This window comes from Burkholderia territorii, assembly GCF_902833055.1.
GTDB lineage: Bacteria > Pseudomonadota > Gammaproteobacteria > Burkholderiales > Burkholderiaceae > Burkholderia > Burkholderia territorii.
Map to the genome: position 1 here is coordinate 750005 of NZ_CADFEJ010000001.1, position 21865 is coordinate 771869.

Consider the following 21865-nt stretch of genomic DNA (forward strand, 5'->3'; position numbering starts at 1 on the left):
CTGGCGTTCCGGCCGCGTTCCCGCGCCGCAACGACCCGCGCCCATTACACGCCCCAGCGGGGAATATGATGCGAACCCATCGAGATGCACACGTTCTTGATTTCCGCGAACACCTCGAAGCTGTACTCGCCGCCCTCGCGCCCGGTGCCCGATTCCTTCACACCGCCGAACGGCTGGCGCAGGTCGCGCACGTTCTGGCTGTTGACGAACACCATCCCGGCCTCGATGCCGCGCGCGAGGCGATGCACCTTGCCGACGTCCTGCGTCCAGATGTACGACGCGAGCCCGTACGACGTGTCGTTCGCAAGCCGCAGCCCTTCTTCCTCGTTCTCGAACGGAATCAGGCACGCGACCGGCCCGAAGATTTCCTCTTGCGCGATGCGCATCCGGTTGTCGACGTCCGCGAACACGGTCGGGCGCACGAAGTTGCCGTTGCGCAGATGATCGGCGAGACCGGCCGGCTTGTCCGCGCCGCCTGCCACCACATGCGCGCCTTCCTGCTCGCCGATCCGGATATAGCCGGTCACTTTCTCCCAGTGCTGGCGCGTGATCATCGCGCCGAGCTGCGTCGCCGGATCGGACGGGTCGCCGACCACCAGGTTGTTCGCGCGACGCGCGAATTCCTGCACGAAGCGATCGTAGATCGTGCGCTGCACGAAGATTCGCGAGCCCGCCGTGCACCGCTCGCCGTTGATCGAGAAGATCGTGAACAGCGATGCGTCGAGCGCGCGGTCGAAATCCGCATCGTCGAAAACCAGCACCGGCGACTTGCCGCCAAGCTCCATCGAATACTTCTTCAGGCCGGCGCGCTCCATGATGCGCTTGCCCGTGACCGTGCCGCCCGTAAACGACACCGCGCGCACGTCCGGATGGCGCACCAGCGCGTCGCCGGCGGTCGCACCGTAGCCTTGCACGACGTTCAGCACGCCCGGCGGAATGCCGGCCTCGAGCGCGAGCCGGCCGAGCTGGTCGGCCGTCAGCGGCGACAGCTCCGACATCTTCAGCACGGCCGTGTTGCCGAGCGCGAGGCACGGTGCCGTCTTCCACGTCGCGGTCATGAACGGCACGTTCCACGGCGACACCAGCGCGCACACGCCCACCGGCTGGTACAGCGTGTAGTTCAGCATCTGGTCGTCGACCGGATACGTGCGCCCGTTCATCTGCACGCACACTTCCGCGAAGAAGTTGAAGTTCTCGGACGCGCGCGGAATCAGCTGCTTGCTCGTCTGCGCGATCGGCAGGCCTGTGTCCTGCGTTTCGAGCGCGGCGAGCATCGGCACGTTCTTCTCGATCAGCTCGCCGAGCTTGCGCATGAGCTTCGCGCGCTCCCTGGCGGGCGTGTTCGCCCATTTCGGGAACGCTTCCTTCGCCGCTCGCACGGCCGCGTCGACCTCGGCCTCGCCGCCCGACGCGACGTCGGTGATCACGTCGCCCGTCGCGGGATTCAGTGTCGTGAAGGTCTCGCGGCTTGCCACTTCGCGGCCGTCGATCCAGTGCTTGATGGTCATCTGCTCTCCTTGGGCGACGGGCTCAGCCGGCGCGATAGTAGTCTGCTTCGCCGACGATGGTGTTCACGAGCCGGCCGATCCCTTCGATCTCGGTCACGACCTCGTCGCCCGGCTTCGTGTCGGCCAGCCCTTCCGGCGTGCCGGTCAGGATCACGTCGCCGGGCGAGAGGGTCATGAAACCGCTGATGTGCTCGATCAGCGCGGGGACGTCGAAGATCATGTCGCGCGTGCTGCCGCGCTGCGTCTCGCGGCCGTTCACCGTCGTGCGCAGCGTGAGGTCGCCGGCATCGTCGACCTCGTCCCGGCTGACGAACCACGGGCCGAGCGGCGTGCAGGTGTCGCGGTTCTTCACGCGCAGGTTCGGCCGGTAGTAGTTTTCGAGGTAATCGCGGATCGCGTAGTCGTTCGCGACCGTGTAGCCGGCGACGTAGTCGATTGCCTGCGCGCGGCTCACGTTGCGCGCCGGGCGGCCGATCACGACGGCCAGCTCGCACTCGTAATGCATGTGTGTCGCGTCCGCCGGGCGCACGGTGTGCGACCGATGGCCGATGAACGTATTCGGTCCCTTCAGGAAGATCAGCGGCTCACTCGGTGCGTTGAACGCGAGTTCCTTCGCGTGGTCCGCGTAATTGAGGCCGAGCGCGAACGTGGTGCGCGGCGCGACGGGCGGCAGCCACGTCACAGCCTCCTCGGCAAGCATGCGCCCCGTGTCGAGGCGGATCGCACCGTTGCCGGCCGGTTCGGCCGCATGCAGTGCGCCGTTGTAGATCACGCGCGCCGTCTTCATCGTGCGTCCTCCGCGATCAGCGTATGCCGCAACGTGCCGATGCCGGCAGCGGCAATCTCGACCCTGCTTCCCGCGCGGGCGCGCGGGGCGCCACCGGCGACGCCGAGCAGCAGCACGTCGCCCGCGTCGAACGACATGAACGCCGTCACGTCGGCGATCAACTCGCGCACCGGGCGGATCAGCGTGGCTGTCGATGCGGACACCGCGGTGCTGCCGTCGATCCGCACCGTCAGGGCGATCGCGTCGATGTCGCCGAGCGCGGCGGCCGGCACGATTGCCGGGCCCAGCGGGCAGAAACCGTCGCGACATTTGAAGCGCACGGCCGGACGGTAGTAATCGGGATGCGGGACCGACACGTCGCTTGCGAGCGTGAAGCCGTGCACGTAGTCGAGCGCATGCGCGGCCGGCACGCGCGTCGCGCGCCGCGAGAACACGACGGCCACCGATGCGCCGATCTCCAGCGCGTCGATGCCCGCCGGCACCACGACGGCCGCGCCGTCGGCCGCATGCGTGTTGGCCGGTTTGATGTAAAGGACCGGGGCCTGCGGCGGGCGGCCGTAAGGCGGCGCGTGCACGGCGTCGCCGAGCGCGGCAAGTGCAGCGCGCTCGTTGAGCAGCGCACCGTAGACGGTACCGATCGCGACCGGCAGCGGCGGCGCCGCGGCGGTCCTGCAAGACAGCTCCATGCGTCATTCCCCTGCCGCGCGTCGCGGCGCATCACTGATACTTAATATCTTAAGTAAACAATCGACTGCCCGCAACCTCGATTACCCTGATACGCGAAATTCATCACCGTCGGCTGTTAAGATTGATGCGTCCCCGTCCTTTGCACCGCTACCCAACCCGATGAACCGTACGCTCGACCATCGCAACCTGGCCATGCTGCTGCTCGAGGCCCGCGAAACGCTGATGGGCCTGTTCCGCCCCATTCTCAAGGAATTCGCGCTGACCGAACAGCAATGGCGGATCATCCGCGTGCTCGACGGCGAGCCGACGTATGCGCTCGAGGCGGGACAGATCGCACGCCGCTGCTGCATCCTGAGTCCGAGCCTCACGGGCGTGCTGGAGCGGATGGAACGCGACGGGCTGATCACGCGCACGCGCGCGCAGGAAGATCAGCGCCGGCTGCTGGTAAGCCTGACGCCGCAAAGCAGGAAGCTGGTGACCGAAATCGGCCCGCGTATCGACGAGCAGTATCGTCAGCTCGAAGCACGTTTCGGCCCGGACGGCCTGGACGACATCTACCGGGCGCTCGACCGGCTGATCGAACTCGGCAGCACATCGTAGGGTGTGCCGTCCCCGAACCGCCGCGCGCAGCGGCGAACCGCGCGCCGGGCGCCGGCAGGCCCCGAATCGCGCGGGCCGTCAGTGCAGCGCGCCACGCATCAGTTCCGTCACCGCGACACCGCGCGACGTGCGCATGCATTCCTCGACGTAATCGATGAACGGCAGCGGCTCGAAATCGATTTCGTCGCGCACGCGGCGATTGTCGAACACGCGATCGACCATCGCGAACTCCGCGCAACGCTGCAACGCCCGGCCGATCACGCGTTCGAGCGCCGGATCCGAGCGCCCGAGCACGTCGCGCACCACGAGCGGCAGATCGGCCGGCGCGCAGGCCGCGTAGCGCGGCGCACCCGTCATGCCGGCCGCCTCGTCCATCGCGCGCACGATCTGCGCGACCTGCGGCGCGTCCTCGCCGGCCGACACGTGATACACGTCGTGCATCAGCGTCGGCTTCACGGCGAGCAGCATCGTCGCGCGCGCGACGTCGTCGACCGACACGATGTCGATGCGCGTCATCGGCCGCGCGGTGAAGCGCCGCGCGGCATGGGCGACGCGGAACGTCCAGAACGAATTCGGTGCGGGCCGCGTGCCGAGCACCGTGTGACCGACGACATGCGACGGACGCACGACCACGAGCGGCAGCCCGAGCGCGCGCAGACGCTGCTCCGTTTCCGCCTTCGCTTGCAGGTAGCCCGCCGCGAGCACCGCGCCGTGCAACCCGCCGTCGCCCTGCGCCGCATCGCTCCCCGACGCGCCCGCCGTCTCCTCGTACACGACCCCGCCGCGCCCCGCGTGCGCGTAGGCGGTGCCGACGTACACGAAACGCTGCAGCTGCGGCGCGTGCGCGAACCGCTCGGCAAAGCGCAGCGAATCGGCGATGTCCGCCTGCAGGTGCGCGCCGTCGGCCGGCGACGCATGACCCGCGCAATGGATCACGTGCGTCGCGCCGGCGAGACGCGACGCGTCGGTGCGTTGCCACACGTCGCCGAGCGCGCCGACGGCGACGTTCGCGTCGCCGAGACGCGATGCCCAATACGGCGTGAGCCCGGCCCGTAGTGCCGCTTCACGCAATCGCGCGACCGCGTGGCCGCGATTCTCCGCACGCACGACGCACACGATGCGCTCGAGCAGCCCTGCGTTGACGAGCGCCGTCAGTACGGTGCTGCCGATGAAGCCGGTGGCGCCGGTGAGTACCAGCCGTCCGACGTTGGCCGCCGCGACCGGTGCGCTGGCGGGCGACACGAGGCTCGTGCGCCAGTTGAGCGACAACGCGGTTTTCCAGATCAGCACGATAGTCTCCTTCGAAGAATCGGCCGGACGGCGCGGCCGCCCCGGATCGCGGGGCGGCGCGCGGCTGTCGGCCGAACCGGGGCCGACGCGCGCCCCGGCAATCCCGATCGGGCCGCGGCCCGCGATCGCGTCGATCGCATCTCTGGCACGAGAGGGCGGCGGCCTGCCACGGACGGGCGTCCACGGCGCAGGATCGGGAAAATCCAAGTGTGGGGCCCGATCGCGCACAAGTCTGTCCTGAAAGTTTCGTGAAAGTGTGACGATTTGTACGCGAATGTCGGAGTGTGTCGCGGCGACCAGGCGGCCAGATCGTTGAAACGGCGGATCCGCAGCAGCGGGGGCTTCCATTGCAGGACTGCCTGTGCGCGCCGAGCCTTCGCTTCGGCGCGACACTTCGCCGCGGGCCTCTCGGGGTCATCTCATGTCCGGGACACGCCGGAGTCTCGTCGCGGCGCGCGGCTCATGCTGCGCGGGGGCTTGCGCGGTACGTCACGATCGCGGCGGATCGTCAGACGTCGTTTCATCGGGAAACGCCTATAGGCGCAATTCAGATTTATTGCGGATTATCACTTGCGTTTCACCGCAGTCTATCTAGACTGGTCAAACCAAAACGGTCGAACGTGTGATTTTCTTCAGGAGACGATCCAATGCGCCTCACTATTCGGATTAATGGCAGCGAGTCCACAACCCGTCACTCCTTCGCGGTGCTATGGGTCGATACCGACGAGGGGCTGTGGTCACGCGAGGCACACCAGGGGATCGATCTTCCGAGCTGGGGCAAGGTGCGCGACGTGGAAGGCGCGATGGCCCTCTGCGCGGCCGACAGCGGGAATGCCGTGTGCCAGTTGAAGGGCCTGTCGTTCAGTGCGACGCAGCGCGAACAGGGCCCGGCGGTGCTGGCCGGCGAGCACCCGGACGGCGCGTGGCGCCTGCAGGCAATCGATCGCTCCACCGTCGAACCGGAATATCATGAATTTATTTCCGTCGCACGATAACGGCAGGTATTTTTGACGGGCAATCATCTGCAGTTTCCGGATTAATTCCTGTTTCCGCGATATTCATTTCGATATTCATCAATAAGGGCGCCTCTCGTCGAGGCGCTTTTTATTTTCCTGTCGCGGAATTAATCGGGGACGGGTTAATCGACGCGCGGCAGCAGGTAACGGCGCGCTTACTCCTCTCGCCCCGGTCCTCGGCAGCACCGAAGGACCCACCGTCATTTCGCCGCGCCCTCGCCTTTACCCCTGCGGAATACGAAACTTTTACGGGGCCGAAACACACTTTCCCCACATGATGTTTACTCATTTATTACAATCGCATTATTCAGACTGACTCGCCGCCGCCCGGCGGCCCGACCCGGCCCTTGCATGAGCGTGAAAAAGAAGACCCACCCCGCCGATCCGTACGCCGCCGCGACCAAGCATCCGATGCTCGCGTCGCGCCTGCCGATGTGGCGTTCGAAGCTGGTCGTGATCATGGTGTCCCTCGGATTCGCCGCGCTGATCGGACGCGCGTTCTGGGTGCAGGTCGCGAACCAGGATTTCTATGTCGGGCAAGGCCAGAAGCGCTATCAGCGCACGATCGAGCTCGACGCGATGCGTGGGCGCATCGTCGACCGCAATGGCGCGATCCTCGCGGTCAGCCTGTCGACCTATGAAATCTGGGCGAACCCGAAACAGGTCGCCGAAGTCGACTATCCGCAGATCGCGAAGCTGCTCGACATGCCGCTCGCGGAAGTGAAGCGCCGCCTGCGCAACGACCGGACGTTCGTGCTGCTCAAGCGCCAGATCGACGCCGACACCGCGAGCCGGCTCGACAAGCTCGATATCGACGGCATCACGCAGATCGCCGACTCGAAACGCTTCTATCCGGAGGGCGAATCGGCCGCGCACGTGGTCGGCTTCACCAACGTCGAGGACAAGGGCCAGGAAGGCGTCGAGCTCGCGGCGAACGGGCGGCTCTCGGGCACCTCCGGGCAGCGCGAGGTGATCCGCGACCGACTGGGCCGCATCGTGTCCGACACGCGTCCGCTCGTGCCCGCGCAGCACGGCGCGACGATCGAACTGACGATCGACCGGCGGATCCAGCAACTCGCATTCAGCCAGCTCAAGGCCGCGGTGCTCGAGAACAACGCGGTGGCCGGCAGCGTGGTCGTACTCGACGCGCAAAACGGCGAAATCCTCGCGCTCGCGAACTACCCGACCTTCGATCCGAACGATCGCGCGCGGCTGACGGGCCAGCAGTTGCGCAACCGCGCGGTGGTCGACACGTTCGAACCGGGTTCGACCATCAAGCCGCTCGTGGTCGCGCTGTCGATCGACGAACGCAAGGTCACGCCGAACACGATCATCAACACGTCTCCCGGCACCTACAAGATCGGCCCGGCCGTGATCCACGACACATCGAACCACGGATCGCTGACCGTCTCCCAGGCGCTGCAGAAGTCGAGCAACGTCGCGCTCGCGAAACTCGCGCTGAACCTGCCCGCCGAAACGATCTGGAACAAGTACCAGGAATACGGGATCGGCCGCGCGCCGGAGCTGACGTTCCCGGGCGTCGCGTCCGGCCGCCTGCGCGGCTACAAGCGCTGGCGGCCGATCGAGCAGGCGACGATGGCGTACGGCTACGGGCTGTCGATGTCGCTGCTGCAGATCGCGCAGACCTACACCGCGTATGCCGGCGACGGCACGCTGCACCCGGTGTCGCTGCTGAAAAATGGCTCCGATCCGCAAACGGTCGACGCCCATCGCGGCCATCGCGTGACCTCGCCGCAAACGGCCGCCGCGATCCGCGCGATGCTCGAGTCGGCCGTGGGCGAAGGCGGCACGGGGCGCCGCGCGCGCGTCGACGGTTACCGGATCGGCGGCAAGACGGGCACGGCGCGCAAGCAGGTCGGCGCGACCTATGCGAAGGGCAAGTACCGCGCGCTGTTCGCGGGGATGGCGCCGATGAGCAACCCGCGCCTGATCGTCGCGGTGATGATCGACGAGCCGCGCGGCAAGGGATATTACGGCGGCACGGTGGCCGGCCCGGTATTCTCGTCGGTCACGAGCGGCTCGCTGCAGTTGCTCGGCGTGCCGCCCGACGCACCGGTCGAGGCGACGCCGAATGCGCCGGTGAAAGCGGCGCCGCAGAAGACGGTGGCGACGCCGCCAGCCGCGGCGCAACCGAAGACGGCGGCCGCGCAAAAGACATCGCCCCCCGTAAAAACGGCCGCGCAACCCGGCGCGGCCGTACCGGCGAAGGCGGCGGCAGGCTGAAGCCTGCCCGCGTGCACTCGACGCCTCGCGCGGCGAACGAGTCGCTCGTTCGCCGCATCGAATTCCCCCAGGCCCGTTTCCCGCCGCCGTCGCAATCCCGGTTGTCCGCGCGAACGCGGCCGCGCGACCGTGTCAGTGCGCGTGCGCGGCCGCGACCGGCTTCACCATCCTGCCGAGCACGTGCTCGGTCATCCCGCGCGCCAGTTCGCTCTCGCCCATGAACACGGTGCCGACGCCCTCGCTCGACAGCAATGCGGCCTCGTCGCTGCTGTTCGTGCACAGCACGACCTCGAGCATCGGGTTCAGCGTGCGCGAGATCTCGACGATCTGCCGCACATCGAATACGTCCGGCAGCGTGACGACCAGCATGCCGGCGCGCGCGATATGCGCCTGCACGAGCACGATCGGCTCGATCGCGTCGCCCGACACGGCGGCGATGCCGTCCGCGCGCAGCTTCTCGACGAGTTCGCGGTTCTGTTCGACGACGACATACGCGATCCCGCGCTCGTCCAGCGCATGCGCGATCCGCGTGCCGACCTTGCCGTAGCCGACGATCACGACCTGCCCGGTCAGGTGCGTCTGCGGCGTCGACATCGGCAGCGCGGCGAGCGGATCGTCGCGTGCCTCGAGCTTGCGCGCGAACGCCGAATGCTTGCGGATCCATGCGAGCGCCGGATCGATCATCGCGAACAGCAGCGTGTTCATCGCGATCGAGATCAGCGCGACCGCGAGAATCAGGCTCTGCCCTTCGGCCGACAGCAACCCGAGCGCACGGCCGAGCCCCGCGAGAATGAACGAGAACTCGCCGATCTGCGCGAGGCCCGCGCCGACCGTCAGCGCGGTGTTCAGCGGATAACGGAACGCGATCACGAGCGCGACCGCCGCGAGTGTCTTGCCGATCAGCACGATCGCCGCGACTTCGATCACGTGCAGCGGCTCGGCGAGCAGCACTTTCGGGTCGAACAGCATCCCGACCGAAATGAAGAAGAGCACCGAGAACGCGTCGCGCAGCGGCAGCGTCTCGTCGGCCGCGCGCCGGCTGAACTCCGACTCGCGCATCATCATCCCGGCGAAGAACGCGCCGAGCGCGAACGACACGTCGAACAGCTTCGCCGCGCCGAACGCGATGCCGACCGCCGCGGCGATCATGCACAACGTGAACAGCTCGCGCGAGCCGGTGCGCGCGACGAGCCACAGGATGCGCGGGAACACGCGCTTGCCGACCACGAGCATCAGCGCGATGAACGCGGCGACCTTCAGCATCGTGACGCCGAGCGTGCCCCACACGCTGCCGCCTGCCGCATGCGCATCGCCGGGCGGCGTGCCGCCGAGCAGCCCCGCGACGGGCGGCAGCAGCACGAGCACGAGCACCATCACGAGATCCTCGACGACGAGCCAGCCGACCGCGATGCGCCCGTTCACCGTCTCGACGAGACCGCGCCCCTCGAGCGCCCGCAACAGCACGACCGTGCTCGCGACCGACAGCGCGAGGCCGAACACGAGCGCCGCACCGAGGCTCCAGCCCCAGGTGAGCGCAAGCCCGCCGCCGAGCAGCGTCGCGACGGTAATCTGGACGATGGCGCCCGGCAGCGCGATCTTGCGCACCGCGAGCAGATCGCCGAGCGAGAAATGCAGGCCGACGCCGAACATCAGCAGCATCACGCCGACTTCGGCGAGCTGCTGCGCGAGCGACAGGTCGCCGACGAAACCGGGCGTACCAGGGCCGATCACGATCCCGGCGAGCAGATAGCCGACCAGCGGCGGCATTTTCAGCAGCGACGCGAGGTAACCGAAAATCATCGCGAGACCGAAACCGGCCGCGAGCAACGCAATCAGGCTGACGTCATGAGGCATCCTCCCTCCCGAGTTCTTGTAACTATTTAGTAAGGTTCAAGAATGAAAGGATAAGGGATGAGATGGAAAAATGGCGGGCCAGCGCGAAAAATTCACGCGATGCCCGCCATCGCGGGGTAGCACCCCGGCGCAGCGGGAACGCGCCCCGGAAGCCGGGCGACGGCGCGACGCAGGCCGATCGAACGGCCCCGCGCTGCGTCGCGGGTGGCGTGCGTCAGCGCGATGCCTGCGGGAACCGCGCGCCGGGCGGCGGTTCCGGCCGCGTCGACGGCGTGCTCTTGCGCACCTTCGCGACCTGCGCGGCCGTGATCGCCGCGCCCGTATTGCCCCAGCTCGTGCGCACGAAATTCGACACGTCCGCGACTTCCTGGTCCGACAGGCGCCAGCCGAACGGCGGCATCGTGAAGGTCGACGGCGCGGTGTGCGTGCCCTGCAGTGCGCTGCCTTCCAGCACGACGTGGATCAGCGACGTCGGATCCTCTCCCTGCACGACCGGGTTGCCGGCGAGCGCCGGGAACACGCGCGTGTAACCGTGGCCGTCGCTGCGATGGCACGCCATGCAGTTGTCACGATAGACGGCGGCGCCCGGCTTGCTCGCATCGCCCGCCTGCAGCGCCTTCGCCGCGGCCGCATCGTACACGTGCGGCTGCTCGCCCTGCACGCGCGGCGGCAGCGTCTTCAGGTAGCGTGCGATCGCGCTCAGGTCGTCGTCGGTCATGTGCTGCATGCTGTGGCCGACCACGTCCGTCATCCCGCCGAACGCGGCCGTGCGCAGCGTGCGGCCGGTCTTCAGGAACTGCACGATCTCGGATTCGCTCCACGTGCCGAGCCCGGTGCGCGGCTCGCCGCGCAGGCTCGTCGGCACCCAGCCGTCGATCGCCGCGCCGCCGGCCAGGAAATCGAGCCCGCCCGCATCGGTCAGCGCACGCTCCTGCATCGTCGCCGCGCGCGGCGTGTGGCACGCGCCGCAATGGCCGAGACCCTGTACGAGATACGCGCCGCGTGCGACCACCGGATCGGTGTACGACGCCCCGTCGAACGGCTTCGGCGCCGGCGCGAACATCTTGCGCCAGAACGTCAGCGGCCAGCGCATCGACAGCGGCCACACGATGTCGACGTTGCGGTTCTCGCGTTCGACCGGCGCGACACCGTGCATGAAGTACGCGTACAGCGCCTTCACGTCGTCGTCGCTCAGGCGCGCGTACGACGGGTACGGCATTGCCGGATACATCGTGTCGCCGTTCTTGCGGACACCCTCGCGCACCGCGCGGGTGAAGTCGTCGAGCGTCCAGCCGCCGAGGCCCGTCTTCGCGTCCGGCGTGATGTTGGTCGAATAGATCGCGCCGATCGGCGTGTCGAACTTCAGCCCGCCCGCGAACGGCTTGCCGCCGCTCGCGGTGTGGCACGCGATGCAGTCGCCTGCGCGGGCAAGATATTCGCCGCGCTTCACGAGATTGGCGTCGGCCGACTGTGCGGCCGGTGCCGCCGTCGCGCCCGAAGCCGCCGCCGGCTGCGCGAAGGCCGCGCCGCCCGCGAGACCGAACGCCGCCCATGCCGCGCCGGTCGCCAGTGCGCGCCGCAGCGGGGAAATTCGGCGCGCGGCGTGGTGGTGGTTCACTGTCCTCATCATGCGGTCACCAGCGGAGCGGGGTTTTTCAGGTATTGCTCGCGGATCGCACGCGCGGACCAGTAGGCCAGCGCCGCGACGATCCCGGTCGGGTTGTAGCCGATGCCCTGCGGCAGCGCCGACGCGCCCATCACGAACACGTTGTGCACGTCCCAGCATTGCAGGTAGCGATTGAGCACGCTCGTCTTCGGATCGGTGCCCATGATCGCGCCGCCGACCAGGTGCGTCGTCTGGTACGCGCGCGAATCGAAGTGCTTGCCGAACTCGCGCGTCGACACGCCGATCGCCTTCGGGCCCATCGCCTCCGCGATCTTCTTCATCTGGCCGGTCACGTACTGCGCCATCCTGATGTCGTTGTCCTTCCAGTCGAAGGTCATCCGCAACAGCGGCTGGCCGTACGAATCGCGATAGGTCGGATCGAGATCGAGATAGACATCGCGGTACGACATGTTCGTGCCGTGCGCGTCCATCGAGATCGTATGCGCGTAGTTGTCCTTCACGGCCTTCTTCCACGCCGATCCCCACTGCGGCGTGCCCGGCGGCGTCGCGATGCCGCTGATCGGCTTCACGCCGGCCTGGTTCACCCACAGCGGCGAACCGCCGACGAAGCCGAGCGGGCCATGGTCGAAGTTGTCCGCGTTGAAGTCGTCCACCGCGACGCCGTTGCCGCCCGCGCCGATGAACGGGTTCGTGAAGGTGTCCTTGTCGAAGAACGCCTTGATCGTCGACAGGTTCTGGTACGCGAAATTGCGGCCCACGACACCTTCGCCCGAGATCGGGTCGTACGGCTTGCCGATGCCCGAGAGCAGCAGCAGGTGCACGTTGTGATACTGGAACGCCGCGACGATCACGAGATCGGCCGGCTGATGCACTTCGCGGCCGGCCGGGTCGACGTAGGTGACGCCCGTCGCGCGCTTCTTCGTGTCGTCGAGGTCCACGCGCAGCACGTGGCACTTCGAGCGCAACTCGAAGTTCGGCACCTGCTTGAGCGCGGGCAGGATGTTCAGGTTCGGCGACGCCTTCGAGTACATGTAGCACGCGTAGCCGCTGCAGTAGCCGCAGAAGTTGCACGGCCCCATCTGCACGCCGTACGGGTTGGTGTAAGGCCCCGACGTGTTCGCCGACGGCAGCCGGTACGGATGCAGCCCGAGCGACTTTGCCGCATCGAAGAAGCGTTGCGCCGAATACGTGTTGAGCTGCGCGGGCAACGGGAAGTTGTCGCTGCGATTCGCCTCGAACACGTTGCCGTCGCCGACCACCTTGCCGCCGACCTTGTATGCCTGCCCCGACGTGCCGAACACTTTCTCGGCGAAGTCGAAATACGGCTCGAGCTCGTCGTACGTGACGCCCGTATCCTGGATCGTCATCCCTTCGGGGATGAACTTCTTGCCGTAGCGCTCTTCATAGTGGCTGCGCAGGCGCAACTCTTCCGGTGTGATCCGGAAATGCACGCCCGACCAGTGCAGCCCCGCGCCGCCGACGCCCTCGCCCGGCAGGAACGCCGCGAGCTGCCGGTACGGCAGCGCGGTGTCCTGCACGCCGTGACGGATCGACACGGTCGTCTTCGACAGGTCGAGGAACAGCTTCTTGCGCACGTTGTAGGTCAGCTCGTCGATCGTGTTCGGATACGCGCCGTCCGGGTACGTGTCGCGATACTCGCCGCGCTCAAGCGCGACGACGTTCAGGCCCGCTTCGGTGAGTTCCTTCGCGAGAATCGCGCCGGTCCAGCCGAAACCGACGATCACCGCATCGACGTGCGGCTTCTTTTCCGCTGCCATCAGCTGCGCTCCCCGTTGATCGAGACCGGGCCGTACGGATACGGCTTGCCGTTCTGGTTCACGAAATCCATGAAGTCCGCGCGCGCGCCCGGAAAGCCGATCATCTTCCACGCGGCCATGTCGCGATTGCCGCCATGCACTGGATCGCAGAAGTAGCCTTCGCGCGTGTTCTGCAGCAACTGCCCGAAGAACACGGCGGACGGCACGTCGTCGATCTGCGCACCGCCTTTTTCCAGCGCGCCGAGCACGGTGTCGCGAGTGGGCGCGTCGAGATCGGCGAACGCCTTGCCGTGCGCCTTTTCGCAATAGCGGTTGACCGCCGCGATGCCGAGCCGGTAGATGTCGCGCGGCACGAGCTTGAGCTGGTAGCCGAGCTCGGGCACGCCCTGCTGGAACGGGCCCTGCATGTACCACGTCGCGCCGTGTGCGTATGGCGTTTCCATCTGGCGGTCGATGAATTCGGGCACGCCGGATTCGAGCGCGCCCGGGCCTTCGGCGTCGGCCGGGATCAGCCGGTCGACGGCGGCCTGGACGAACGCCCACTCCTTCGCGTCGAAGAAGGTCGGCTTGTACGGCGCGCGTTCGGCGCCGGTCGACGCGGGGGAAGCATTGCCGGCCGTGGTCGAGGACGACGACGAGCGCAGGTCGCAACCGGCGACCGACGCGATCGGCACGAGCGCGACCGACGTGCGCAGGAAGCGGCGACGCGAATTGGGTTTGTCGGGTGGCGTGGACATGGTCGGATGGTGATCGTTGGGGAGCGTGGTCCGGGGACGCGCATGCCGCATGCGACATGCCCGGCCCGGCAGCCATGCCGCGCGCGGCTGGCCGTCCTGTTCTTGCGGTGTTGCGCACAACTCGATGCGGGCGCGCGCCGCGCATTGCGCGGCGGCACCGTCATGCAGCCGCGCGGCGCGCCCGTTCCGGCGCACCGCGGGTCGACCTCTTCACGGGTCTGTCATCGGACAAATACCGGCTTGTCGCCCGCATGTGTCCCTGTCGCCATGGCCCTATTCAACTTAGACGCCGCGCTGGCCAACGGCAAGCGCATCGTGCACGACCCTCATTCCGGCCTTGGCGACAAACGCCGCGAATTATAAATGGAACCGGTTCCATTTCCAAAGGCTTCAATGCAATTCATTACATCGAAAATCGCAATAATGGGGAAACCGTTTTCCGGAATACGCAAGAGCCGGGGTGCGGCCTTCACCGCTCGCCATGGTGGCGGGACATGGATACGGGCGTTGCCCGGTCCGCGCCGGTCGGCGTATTCCATCGCGACACCGCGATGTATGTCAGCGCCGCGCTCGCCGCACACTCGCCGCGGCGCCAGACGCGACGCTCACCGCGACCACAGCATCGACGCGATCGACAGCGAGAGCGCCACGCACAGCGGCGAGTAACACAGGCTGTCCATCCGCGCGAAACGCGACCCGCGAACGCGCTTGAAGAAGCCGACGTAGCGAAAATCGCCCACTGCCCGCACGGCGAAGATCAATGCGAACGCAACGATCGCGAACGCGATCGCGCCGGGATACAGGTTCGGCCACAGCCAACCGGCGCGCGACGCCACCACGCATGCGCCGGCCAGCAACGCCATCGCGACGGCGAGCGTACCCGGCATGGTCGGCTTCAGCAGCGGCACCCCGTCGTGTTCCGGAATGGCCGCGCGCTTGCCGAGGCGCCCACCGAACGCCCAGTACACGTGAACGATTGCGATCGCACAAAGCGTCGGTACGCTGAAATACGCGCCGGTCATCTCGGTAAGGTTCCTTGTCTCATCGTGTCGGCGTATCGTGATCCAGCCGGAAGCGTTCCGGCACGCGGTGCCGTTGCGCGCAACACGAGACGATACCCAAACCGCGTGCCGCATGCAGTGCGACGTCCGGTCGCAATACGCCATGCGCCGTGTTGCGGCGCAGTGCGCGCGGCCGCCCTCGACGGCCGCCGCTTGACTTCCCTCCGGGCACCACTACCCTTTTATTCCAATACGGCGCGCATTGCGCGGCGGTCGCGATGCGCGCGGGCACGACGACAATGACGAATACACATGGAGGCGACTCATGCTGATCGGTGTGCCGAAGGAGATCAAGAACCACGAATACCGCGTCGGCCTCACGCCAGCCGGCGCACGCGAACTCACGCGACATGGCCACGGCGTGCTCGTGCAGCGCGGCGCGGGCACCGCGATCGGCCTGCTCGACGACGACTACACGGCCGCCGGCGCGGCGCTGTGCGATGACGCGCGCGACATCTTCGCGCGCGCCGACATGATCATCAAGGTCAAGGAGCCGCAGCCGGCAGAGTGCGCGATGCTGCGGCGCGGGCAGATTCTTTATACGTATCTGCATCTCGCGCCCGATCCCGAGCAGGCGGCCGCGCTCGTGAAGTCCGGCGCGGTCTGCATCGCATACGAGACCGTGACGGGCCCAGGCGGAGGGCTGCCGCTGCTCGCGCCGATGAGCGAGGTCGCGGGACGCATGTCGATCCAGGTCGCGGCGACACACCTCGAAAGCCCGCGCGGCGGCCGCGGCGTGCTGATGGCAGGCGTGCCCGGCGTGCCGGCCGCGCACGTCGTCGTGCTCGGCGCGGGCGTGGTGGGCACTGGTGCGCTGCAAATGGCCGTCGGCCTCGGCGCACGCGTCACCGTGCTCGACACGAACGTCAGCCGGCTGCGCCAGCTCGACCTGATCTTCGCGAACCGGATCGCGACCGTCTGCTCGAACGCGCACACGATCGATGAAGCCGTGCGCGACGCCGATGTCGTGATCGGTGCGGTGCTCGTGCCGGGCGCGTCCGCGCCGCGCCTCGTCACGCGCGGCATGATCGCGACGATGCGCAAGGGTGCCGTCGTCGTCGACGTCGCGATCGATCAGGGCGGCTGCTTCGAGACGTCGCATGCAACGACGCATGCGCAGCCGACCTTCGTCGTCGACGGCGTCGTGCACTACTGCGTCGCGAACATGCCGGGCGCGGTTGCGCGCACGTCGACGTTCGCGTTGAACAACGCGACGCTTGGGCATGCGCTCGCGCTCGCCGACAAGGGCTGGAAACGCGCGATGACAGATGACCCGCATCTGCGCGCGGGCCTCAACGTGTGCGACGGCCGCATCACGTACGAGGCCGTCGCGCAGTCGCTCGGCCTGCCGTACGTCCCGGCGGAAGACGTGCTGGCCTGATGTCGGCGTGCGCCGTCACGCGCCCTTCGGGCGGGCGCGCGTCGACGCGCGGCGCACGCTCGTCGTCGGAATGTCGCGTCCGTGTTCGGCAATCGTGCGCGCCGCGCTGCGAGAGGCGCGCACCCTGAACGGGTGGCGTGCCGGACCTCCGGCACGTCGGCAATGTCGGCGAAGACGGCCGCACACTCGGCATTGTGGATCGCCATGGCCGGCGTGGCACCCTTCCACGTGGATGGTGCCGTGCGCTGACGCGACGGCGTCAGCTCGTCCGGCGGCGCATATCGACGACGGCGGGCGCCCGTTGGTCATCGTGCGCCAGTTGCCCGTGTCATGCCGCGCAGGGCGCCCAGCCTGCGCGATTCCTGCACCGGTACGTCAGAGAGATGCGCGCGGTGTCGTCGCGTAGCGACGCTCGTACACCGACTGGCAATGCGTGCAACGCTCGGCCGTCGGGCGCGCGAGCAGACGCTGGTAGCCGACCGGCGCATCGCAATCGATGCATTCGCCGTAGCTGCCGTCGCGCATGCGCTGCTGCGCGCGCGCGACAGCACGCAACTCGGCCAGCTTCATGCCGATCAGCGCGTGATCCATGTCGACGAACAGATCGGCGTTCGCCTCGTCGCCCTCGTCCGGCGCCGCGCCGGCGAGCTCTGCATAGGACTCCGATGCGCGCTGGTCCTCGCTCGTCCGGATATCCGCGCGCAACGCCTGCTCGCTCTCGGTCAGCCGCCGCTGCAGCGTCCGCCGTTGTTCTTGATCGAGCGCCATTGCCGTCTCTCCTTTTCGGGGTTCCGCGCGAACAGCATGCGGCGCGCGGTTGTCGCGCCGGTGCGCGCCACGCCGGAAAACCCGGCCTGCCGTGCCCGGATACGCGCCCGGCCGCACGAAGCGCAGGACGCATTCGACGCAGCATAAACCCAATGCTCACGCATGTGTTGATCGGGGTCAGCACCGCACCGCACGCGAAAAGCGGGGACGGACGCGATAACCCCGCCCGCCCGTTTCGTCTGACGCAGGTGCCGTTGAGGTCGATCAATCCCCTGAAAAAAGTTGCGACGTAGATTGAAAGCATGCGCGGCGAATCCGCTGCTTTCACGGAGAAGGTCATGTTGTTCGGCGTCGTCATCTGGGTGGCCCTTGCGGCCCTGTTCCCGACAATGGTCGTGCCGACGATCCAGCACGCCATTCAGCCGTCGAGCACGCAAGCCGCGCCCGACGCCAGCCCCGCCGCCACGCCCGCTGCGCTGCCGGCGGCCGCTCAGCCGCCGACGGACAGTTGACGCGAGTTTCTCACGTGCGTCATTGCGGGGCGCATCGCACCAATGACGACGACGCCACGACGACACTTCGCAATCCTCTCCATCAGAACGCGTTTCGCCCGACGAAGCCCCGCACGATCGTCATCAGGATGATCTTCATGTCGAACCAGAAACTCCAGTTCTGCATGTAGAACAGATCGAACTTCACACGCGCGGCCATCGCCTCGACCTTGCGGGTCTCGCCGCGATAGCCGTTCACTTGCGCCCATCCCGTGATCCCCGGCCGTACGCGATAGCGATACATGTAGCAGTCGACCAGTTGCCGATAGAAGTCGTCGTGCTCGATTGCATGCGGACGCGGGCCGACCACCGACATCTGGCCGAACAACACGTTGAAGAACTGCGGCAGCTCGTCGAGCGACGTGCGCCGCAGGAACGCGCCGACCGGCGTGACGCGGGCATCGTTGCGCGACGCCTGCCGCACGACACCGGGCTGTGCGCGATGCACGCGCATCGTCCTGAACTTCAGGATATGAAACTCGCGGCCGTCGACACCCTTGCGGCGCTGCCTGAACAAGACGGGCCCCGGCGACGACAGCTTCACCGCGATCGCCAGCACCGCAAGCAGCGGCAGCAGCGGGATCAGCACGGCGACCGCGAACAGCCGGTCGAACGCAAACTTCGCCCATAGCTCCGGTGCGGAACGCGGCGTGGTCGCCAGGTTGATCGCCGGCATGCCGAGCACGTCGGTCGCGGACCGCTCGACGACCGCCATCTGCCGCACGTCCGGCAACAGCCGCAATTCAACGAACTCGTCGCGCAATTCGCGCACGATGCGCTGAATGCGCGACTCGTGCGACATCGGCAACGTGAGCCACACTTCGTCGATCTCGCCGCCGCGGATCATGCGCCGCAGCGCGACCCAGTCGTCGATCACCGGCACGCCGCCGATCGCGTCGGCGGCTGCCGCGGCCGACGCGTCGTCGTCGAACACACAGGCCGCCGCGAACGGGCCGGCCGGCTCGAGCTGCATGCGCTGGATCGCCACCCGTCCGTAAGCGGTCGCACCGACGATCGCGACTCGCCGCTGCCGCGCGCGCGCGTCGCCGCGCTTCATCGCGAGCACGCACAGTGCCAGCCTGCCGAGCAGCAGTGCCGCGTCTCCGGACAGCACCGTCCGCGCGATCCAGCGCGTCGTGACGGTGCCGCCGCGATTCATGATCCACATCGTGCCGCCCACCGTCAGCGTGGCCGCGCACACGACGGCGACCACCGTGCGCGTCAACACGGTTCCGCTGTCATGCGACGACAACGCACCGCGCGACGCGCGCATGCCGTGCGGCAAGAGCGCGACCGTCAGTGCGCACAGCAATGCGATCGCGCCGCGCTGCGCGTCGGACAGATCGCGCCATGCGAGCCCCATCGCAGCCTGCGCGGCGAGCGCGCCCGCCAGCACGAGCGCGGCATCGGCCGCGGCGATCGCGACGCGCCACGCCGTATTCGTTCCACCCGCCATCGGATGCATCGTCACGCACCGTGTGCGGGGAATCCACCGTGCACGTCGTGCATGCGCGGTCGCACCGGCATCGATCGCGTGCCTGCGCGCGTACCGAGCAGCCGGCGATAGTCCGCACGAATCAACTCGTAGCACTCGCACGCCTGGTGCTCGAGGCCGTCGCGATCGAGCACGATGATGCGGCCGCGACGCTGGCGGATCAGCCCGGCTGCCTGCAGGTTGCCGGCGGCTTCCGTCACGCCTTCGCGACGCACGCCGAGCATGTTCGCGATCGTCTGCTGCGTGACGGCCAGCTCGTCGCCGTCGATCCGGTCATGCGCGAGCAACAGCCAGCGGCTCAACTGCTCACTGACCGAGTGATGCCGGTTGCACAACGCGCTGCGCGAGATCTGCGCCATCGTCGCCTGGCAGTAGTTCAGCAGCAGCCGATACGTCGCCGGCGAACGTTCGAATTCCGAGCGCATCACGCAGGTCGGCACGCGGTACGCCATCCCGCCGATACGGACTTCGACGCGGCTCGATACCGCGGTGCCGCCGACGAGCGTCGCCAGGCCCACCACACCTTCGCGGCCGACCACGGCCACCTCGACCATCGCGCCGTCCTCCATCAGGTGCTGCACCGACATCATGGCGGTCGTCGGGAAATGCAGGTGGCGCATCGGTTCCCCGACACGGTCCAGCATGCCGGCCTTGACCCTGACCAGTTCGAGGTGTGGTGCGATGGCACGGATGCTGTCCTCCGGCAGGGCGTCGAGGATGGCGTTCGCCGAGTAGCTCGAGTGAAGATGAAGCATGTCTGTATCCCATTTTGTCGTCCGCGCCGCATGCTGCCGCGTGAGCGGAACTCGTTATCGCGAGGCGCGTGCTGACGGCGACGCGGGTTGCGGCCCACAACCCTCCACCCAATCGACCTTCGGCTGCTCGCCGCCGGATCGAATCGGCAGTCCCGTTCAGATGCGCCTCTCGCAATAAGCGATTTACGTGCCAATCCCCGCTACATCCTTAATATATAAATGACTCGCGATTTAGAACCGCCGAATAGCCCGCCGAAAACCGCAAAAAGCGTCTCATTTTCGGACACCCTGCGGTGCACTGGACACAGCCGTCGATTCGACTGATCAATGAGCTGGACGCGCGTGACGGCGCCAGCAGCGGCGCCCGGACCTTACCGTTCAACTACTTACGACCTGTTTTCAATTGTTTCCGTGATGTCTCGCGCGACACCGGGGCGGCACACGGCACCTCGAATGACCGTTTGAAACTGTCTCAAATATGAATCGGCGCATTAATTCGAGCCTCTGTAATCGAACGCACACAACGCAATCAAGCACTTGATTTTATTGATCAATTCGTAACGCCTATCTCGATTGTCAAATAATGTTCAATGCATTCTTAATGCTTTACCTGTACGATACAAATCGCTTTCCGATTGATTCCGAATCGACACCGAATTCCCGACTTCACCCCTCGATACATATCAGCGCAATTAACCCATGAAGACACGATGTTTAAATGCGCATGACGTTTTCATTTACCCGAAATCGTCAAACTTTGTGAAATGACGTAATGCGAAATTTATCGAATTCAATTGCGTGCTAGCCTTTTTCAGTCCACCGGCATTCGAATTTCGACCTTCTCAAATCCGCACGCGCGTGCTAAATCCGCTGGATGACGCCCCGCGACGTGCGATCGCCCCTAACGAGGATGCGCCGTGCCCCATCAGGCCAATGACACCGTCGCCCATGCGAGCGGCATGATCGAGCTCTCCCACAGCTTCGACGCCAACCGGTTCCTCGCGGCCCTCGACCGTGATGAACGCGCCACGCTGATTGCCAACCTTCAGCTCGTTCACCTGAAATCGGGTCAGGTGCTGTGCGAACCCGGCGAAATGCTCACTGCCGTCTACCTGCCCGTGACGACGGCGATTTCTCTGCAATACGTCTCGTCCGGCGGCATGACGCTGGAAGTCGCAGAGATCGGCAGCGAGAGCGTGGTGTGCGACGACGTGATCGGCGGCAGCGGCCGGATGCCGTGCCGCGCCGTCGCGTGTCGCGACGGCTTCGTCTACCGGCTGGACCGGCGTGTCTTCGCGGCCGCGTTCGATGCATCGCCGGTGATTCGCCATCTGGTGTTCGTCTGCGTGCGTCTTTTGATGGCGCAGGTATCGCAGATCACGTTTTGCAGCCGCCACCACGTCCTCAAACATCAGTTATGCAGATGGTTCCTGCTCGCGTATGACCGGTCGCGCAGCATCGAGATCCAGGTCACCCACAGCATGCTCGCGCAGATGCTCGGCGTACGGCGCGAGACGGTCACGGACGCAGCCGGCGAGATTCAGAAACTGGGCCTGATCCGCCAGTACCGGAGCTCCATCGAGCTTGCCGACCTCGCGGGCCTCGAGAAAATGTCGTGTAGCTGCCGCGCGATCGTGCGCGACGAGATGAAGCGCATCCTGTCTGCCGATTCCAGCGTGAGCACCGCGGCGCGCGCGTGATGCACGCGGCGTTTCGGCGCACGCGC

19 protein-coding genes are annotated in these 21865 nt (G+C 66.9%); 6 read left to right on the forward strand and 13 right to left on the reverse strand.

Annotation, left to right across the window (positions count from 1 at the left end; genetic code table 11):
* Positions 1 to 44 precede the first annotated feature (44 nt).
* The 3 genes from hpaE to HW466_RS03310 are packed head-to-tail and all read right to left on the reverse strand — an operon-like array spanning position 45 to position 2981.
* The gene (gene hpaE / locus HW466_RS03300) at positions 45 to 1508 is read right to left on the reverse strand and encodes a 5-carboxymethyl-2-hydroxymuconate semialdehyde dehydrogenase (protein WP_059847477.1); all 1464 of its coding nucleotides are present in this window, start codon (positions 1506 to 1508) and stop codon (positions 45 to 47) included.
* Between the two features lie 22 nt (positions 1509 to 1530).
* Positions 1531 to 2295 carry a fumarylacetoacetate hydrolase family protein gene (locus HW466_RS03305; protein ID WP_151004192.1) on the reverse strand — a complete coding sequence of 255 codons (765 nt, stop codon included), beginning with the start codon at positions 2293 to 2295 and terminating at the stop codon, positions 1531 to 1533.
* On the reverse strand, positions 2292 to 2981 hold the full coding sequence (locus HW466_RS03310) for a fumarylacetoacetate hydrolase family protein (RefSeq protein ID WP_059507314.1): 690 nt from the start codon (positions 2979 to 2981) through the stop codon (positions 2292 to 2294). The genes HW466_RS03305 and HW466_RS03310 overlap by 4 nt, the downstream gene beginning before the upstream one ends.
* 160 nt (positions 2982 to 3141) lie before the next feature.
* On the opposite strand from HW466_RS03310, the gene hpaR reads away from it, so the two are divergent.
* Positions 3142 to 3582 (forward strand): homoprotocatechuate degradation operon regulator HpaR, encoded by a 441-nt coding sequence (gene hpaR / locus HW466_RS03315; protein ID WP_059450170.1) that lies wholly within the window; start codon positions 3142 to 3144, stop codon positions 3580 to 3582.
* A gap of 78 nt (positions 3583 to 3660) precedes the next feature.
* On the opposite strand, the gene HW466_RS03320 is transcribed toward hpaR, so the two are convergent.
* The gene (locus HW466_RS03320) at positions 3661 to 4872 is read right to left on the reverse strand and encodes an SDR family oxidoreductase (RefSeq protein WP_059507717.1); all 1212 of its coding nucleotides are present in this window, start codon (positions 4870 to 4872) and stop codon (positions 3661 to 3663) included.
* Between the two features lie 647 nt (positions 4873 to 5519).
* Between HW466_RS03320 and HW466_RS03325 the strand changes: the two genes are divergently transcribed.
* Together HW466_RS03325 and HW466_RS03330 are read left to right on the forward strand one after the other, a co-directional pair.
* Positions 5520 to 5867 (forward strand): DUF3564 family protein, encoded by a 348-nt coding sequence (locus HW466_RS03325; protein WP_059450168.1) that lies wholly within the window; start codon positions 5520 to 5522, stop codon positions 5865 to 5867.
* Positions 5868 to 6239: 372 nt separating this feature from the next.
* Entirely contained in the window at positions 6240 to 8132 is a 1893-nt protein-coding gene (locus tag HW466_RS03330; RefSeq protein ID WP_151006187.1) for a peptidoglycan D,D-transpeptidase FtsI family protein, read from the forward strand.
* A 132-nt stretch (positions 8133 to 8264) separates the two neighbouring features.
* Here HW466_RS03330 and HW466_RS03335 read toward each other — a convergent pair whose 3' ends face one another.
* From HW466_RS03335 to HW466_RS03360, 6 genes are all read right to left on the reverse strand, one after another.
* Entirely contained in the window at positions 8265 to 9986 is a 1722-nt protein-coding gene (locus HW466_RS03335; protein WP_059507312.1) for a cation:proton antiporter domain-containing protein, read from the reverse strand.
* 214 nt (positions 9987 to 10200) lie between these two features.
* A complete protein-coding gene (locus HW466_RS03340) occupies positions 10201 to 11616 on the reverse strand; it encodes a c-type cytochrome (RefSeq protein ID WP_174905403.1) in 1416 nt (471 codons plus the stop codon).
* Entirely contained in the window at positions 11613 to 13391 is a 1779-nt protein-coding gene (locus HW466_RS03345) for a GMC family oxidoreductase (protein WP_059507310.1), read from the reverse strand. Before HW466_RS03345 ends, HW466_RS03340 begins: the two co-directional genes overlap by 4 nt.
* On the reverse strand, positions 13391 to 14128 hold the full coding sequence (locus tag HW466_RS03350) for a gluconate 2-dehydrogenase subunit 3 family protein (protein ID WP_151004654.1): 738 nt from the start codon (positions 14126 to 14128) through the stop codon (positions 13391 to 13393). Before HW466_RS03350 ends, HW466_RS03345 begins: the two co-directional genes overlap by 1 nt.
* A gap of 326 nt (positions 14129 to 14454) precedes the next feature.
* The gene (locus HW466_RS03355; RefSeq protein ID WP_170296664.1) at positions 14455 to 14667 is read right to left on the reverse strand and encodes a hypothetical protein; all 213 of its coding nucleotides are present in this window, start codon (positions 14665 to 14667) and stop codon (positions 14455 to 14457) included.
* A 66-nt stretch (positions 14668 to 14733) separates the two neighbouring features.
* On the reverse strand, positions 14734 to 15150 hold the full coding sequence (locus HW466_RS03360) for a DUF3995 domain-containing protein (protein WP_151004656.1): 417 nt from the start codon (positions 15148 to 15150) through the stop codon (positions 14734 to 14736).
* A 304-nt stretch (positions 15151 to 15454) separates the two neighbouring features.
* On the opposite strand from HW466_RS03360, the gene ald reads away from it, so the two are divergent.
* Positions 15455 to 16570, forward strand: coding sequence for an alanine dehydrogenase (gene ald, locus HW466_RS03365; protein ID WP_151004658.1), 1116 nt, complete (start codon positions 15455 to 15457; stop codon positions 16568 to 16570).
* Positions 16571 to 16945: 375 nt separating this feature from the next.
* Here the strand turns inward: ald and HW466_RS03370 are convergent, their stop codons facing one another.
* Positions 16946 to 17338: a TraR/DksA family transcriptional regulator gene (locus HW466_RS03370; protein ID WP_059450508.1), complete on the reverse strand. Its 393-nt coding sequence runs from the start codon at positions 17336 to 17338 to the stop codon at positions 16946 to 16948.
* A gap of 338 nt (positions 17339 to 17676) precedes the next feature.
* Between HW466_RS03370 and HW466_RS03375 the strand changes: the two genes are divergently transcribed.
* Positions 17677 to 17850 carry a hypothetical protein gene (locus HW466_RS03375; protein WP_170296665.1) on the forward strand — a complete coding sequence of 58 codons (174 nt, stop codon included), beginning with the start codon at positions 17677 to 17679 and terminating at the stop codon, positions 17848 to 17850.
* Between the two features lie 82 nt (positions 17851 to 17932).
* Here the strand turns inward: HW466_RS03375 and HW466_RS03380 are convergent, their stop codons facing one another.
* Positions 17933 to 19345 (reverse strand): undecaprenyl-phosphate glucose phosphotransferase, encoded by a 1413-nt coding sequence (locus HW466_RS03380; protein ID WP_151004660.1) that lies wholly within the window; start codon positions 19343 to 19345, stop codon positions 17933 to 17935.
* Positions 19346 to 19356: 11 nt separating this feature from the next.
* The gene (locus tag HW466_RS03385; RefSeq protein WP_059507305.1) at positions 19357 to 20139 is read right to left on the reverse strand and encodes a Crp/Fnr family transcriptional regulator; all 783 of its coding nucleotides are present in this window, start codon (positions 20137 to 20139) and stop codon (positions 19357 to 19359) included.
* Positions 20140 to 21056: 917 nt separating this feature from the next.
* Here HW466_RS03385 and HW466_RS03390 point away from each other — a divergent pair.
* Complete coding sequence (locus HW466_RS03390; protein WP_174905404.1) at positions 21057 to 21839, forward strand: Crp/Fnr family transcriptional regulator; 783 nt, start codon at positions 21057 to 21059, stop codon at positions 21837 to 21839.
* Positions 21840 to 21865: the final 26 nt, after the last annotated feature.

Coding starts and splice junctions, on each gene's coding strand:
- hpaR (WP_059450170.1), top strand. CDS start 3,142: ATGAACCGTACGCTCGACCATCGCAACCTGGCCATGCTGCTGCTCGAG.
- HW466_RS03385 (WP_059507305.1), bottom strand. CDS start 20,139: ATGCTTCATCTTCACTCGAGCTACTCGGCGAACGCCATCCTCGACGCC.
- HW466_RS03380 (WP_151004660.1), bottom strand. CDS start 19,345: ATGGCGGGTGGAACGAATACGGCGTGGCGCGTCGCGATCGCCGCGGCC.
- HW466_RS03330 (WP_151006187.1), top strand. CDS start 6,240: ATGAGCGTGAAAAAGAAGACCCACCCCGCCGATCCGTACGCCGCCGCG.
- HW466_RS03350 (WP_151004654.1), bottom strand. CDS start 14,128: ATGTCCACGCCACCCGACAAACCCAATTCGCGTCGCCGCTTCCTGCGC.
- HW466_RS03370 (WP_059450508.1), bottom strand. CDS start 17,338: ATGGCGCTCGATCAAGAACAACGGCGGACGCTGCAGCGGCGGCTGACC.
- HW466_RS03305 (WP_151004192.1), bottom strand. CDS start 2,295: ATGAAGACGGCGCGCGTGATCTACAACGGCGCACTGCATGCGGCCGAA.
- HW466_RS03325 (WP_059450168.1), top strand. CDS start 5,520: ATGCGCCTCACTATTCGGATTAATGGCAGCGAGTCCACAACCCGTCAC.
- HW466_RS03345 (WP_059507310.1), bottom strand. CDS start 13,391: ATGGCAGCGGAAAAGAAGCCGCACGTCGATGCGGTGATCGTCGGTTTC.
- HW466_RS03360 (WP_151004656.1), bottom strand. CDS start 15,150: ATGACCGGCGCGTATTTCAGCGTACCGACGCTTTGTGCGATCGCAATC.
- HW466_RS03340 (WP_174905403.1), bottom strand. CDS start 11,616: ATGATGAGGACAGTGAACCACCACCACGCCGCGCGCCGAATTTCCCCG.
- HW466_RS03355 (WP_170296664.1), bottom strand. CDS start 14,667: ATGGAATACGCCGACCGGCGCGGACCGGGCAACGCCCGTATCCATGTC.
- ald (WP_151004658.1), top strand. CDS start 15,455: ATGCTGATCGGTGTGCCGAAGGAGATCAAGAACCACGAATACCGCGTC.
- HW466_RS03375 (WP_170296665.1), top strand. CDS start 17,677: ATGTTGTTCGGCGTCGTCATCTGGGTGGCCCTTGCGGCCCTGTTCCCG.
- hpaE (WP_059847477.1), bottom strand. CDS start 1,508: ATGACCATCAAGCACTGGATCGACGGCCGCGAAGTGGCAAGCCGCGAG.
- HW466_RS03335 (WP_059507312.1), bottom strand. CDS start 9,986: ATGCCTCATGACGTCAGCCTGATTGCGTTGCTCGCGGCCGGTTTCGGT.
- HW466_RS03310 (WP_059507314.1), bottom strand. CDS start 2,981: ATGGAGCTGTCTTGCAGGACCGCCGCGGCGCCGCCGCTGCCGGTCGCG.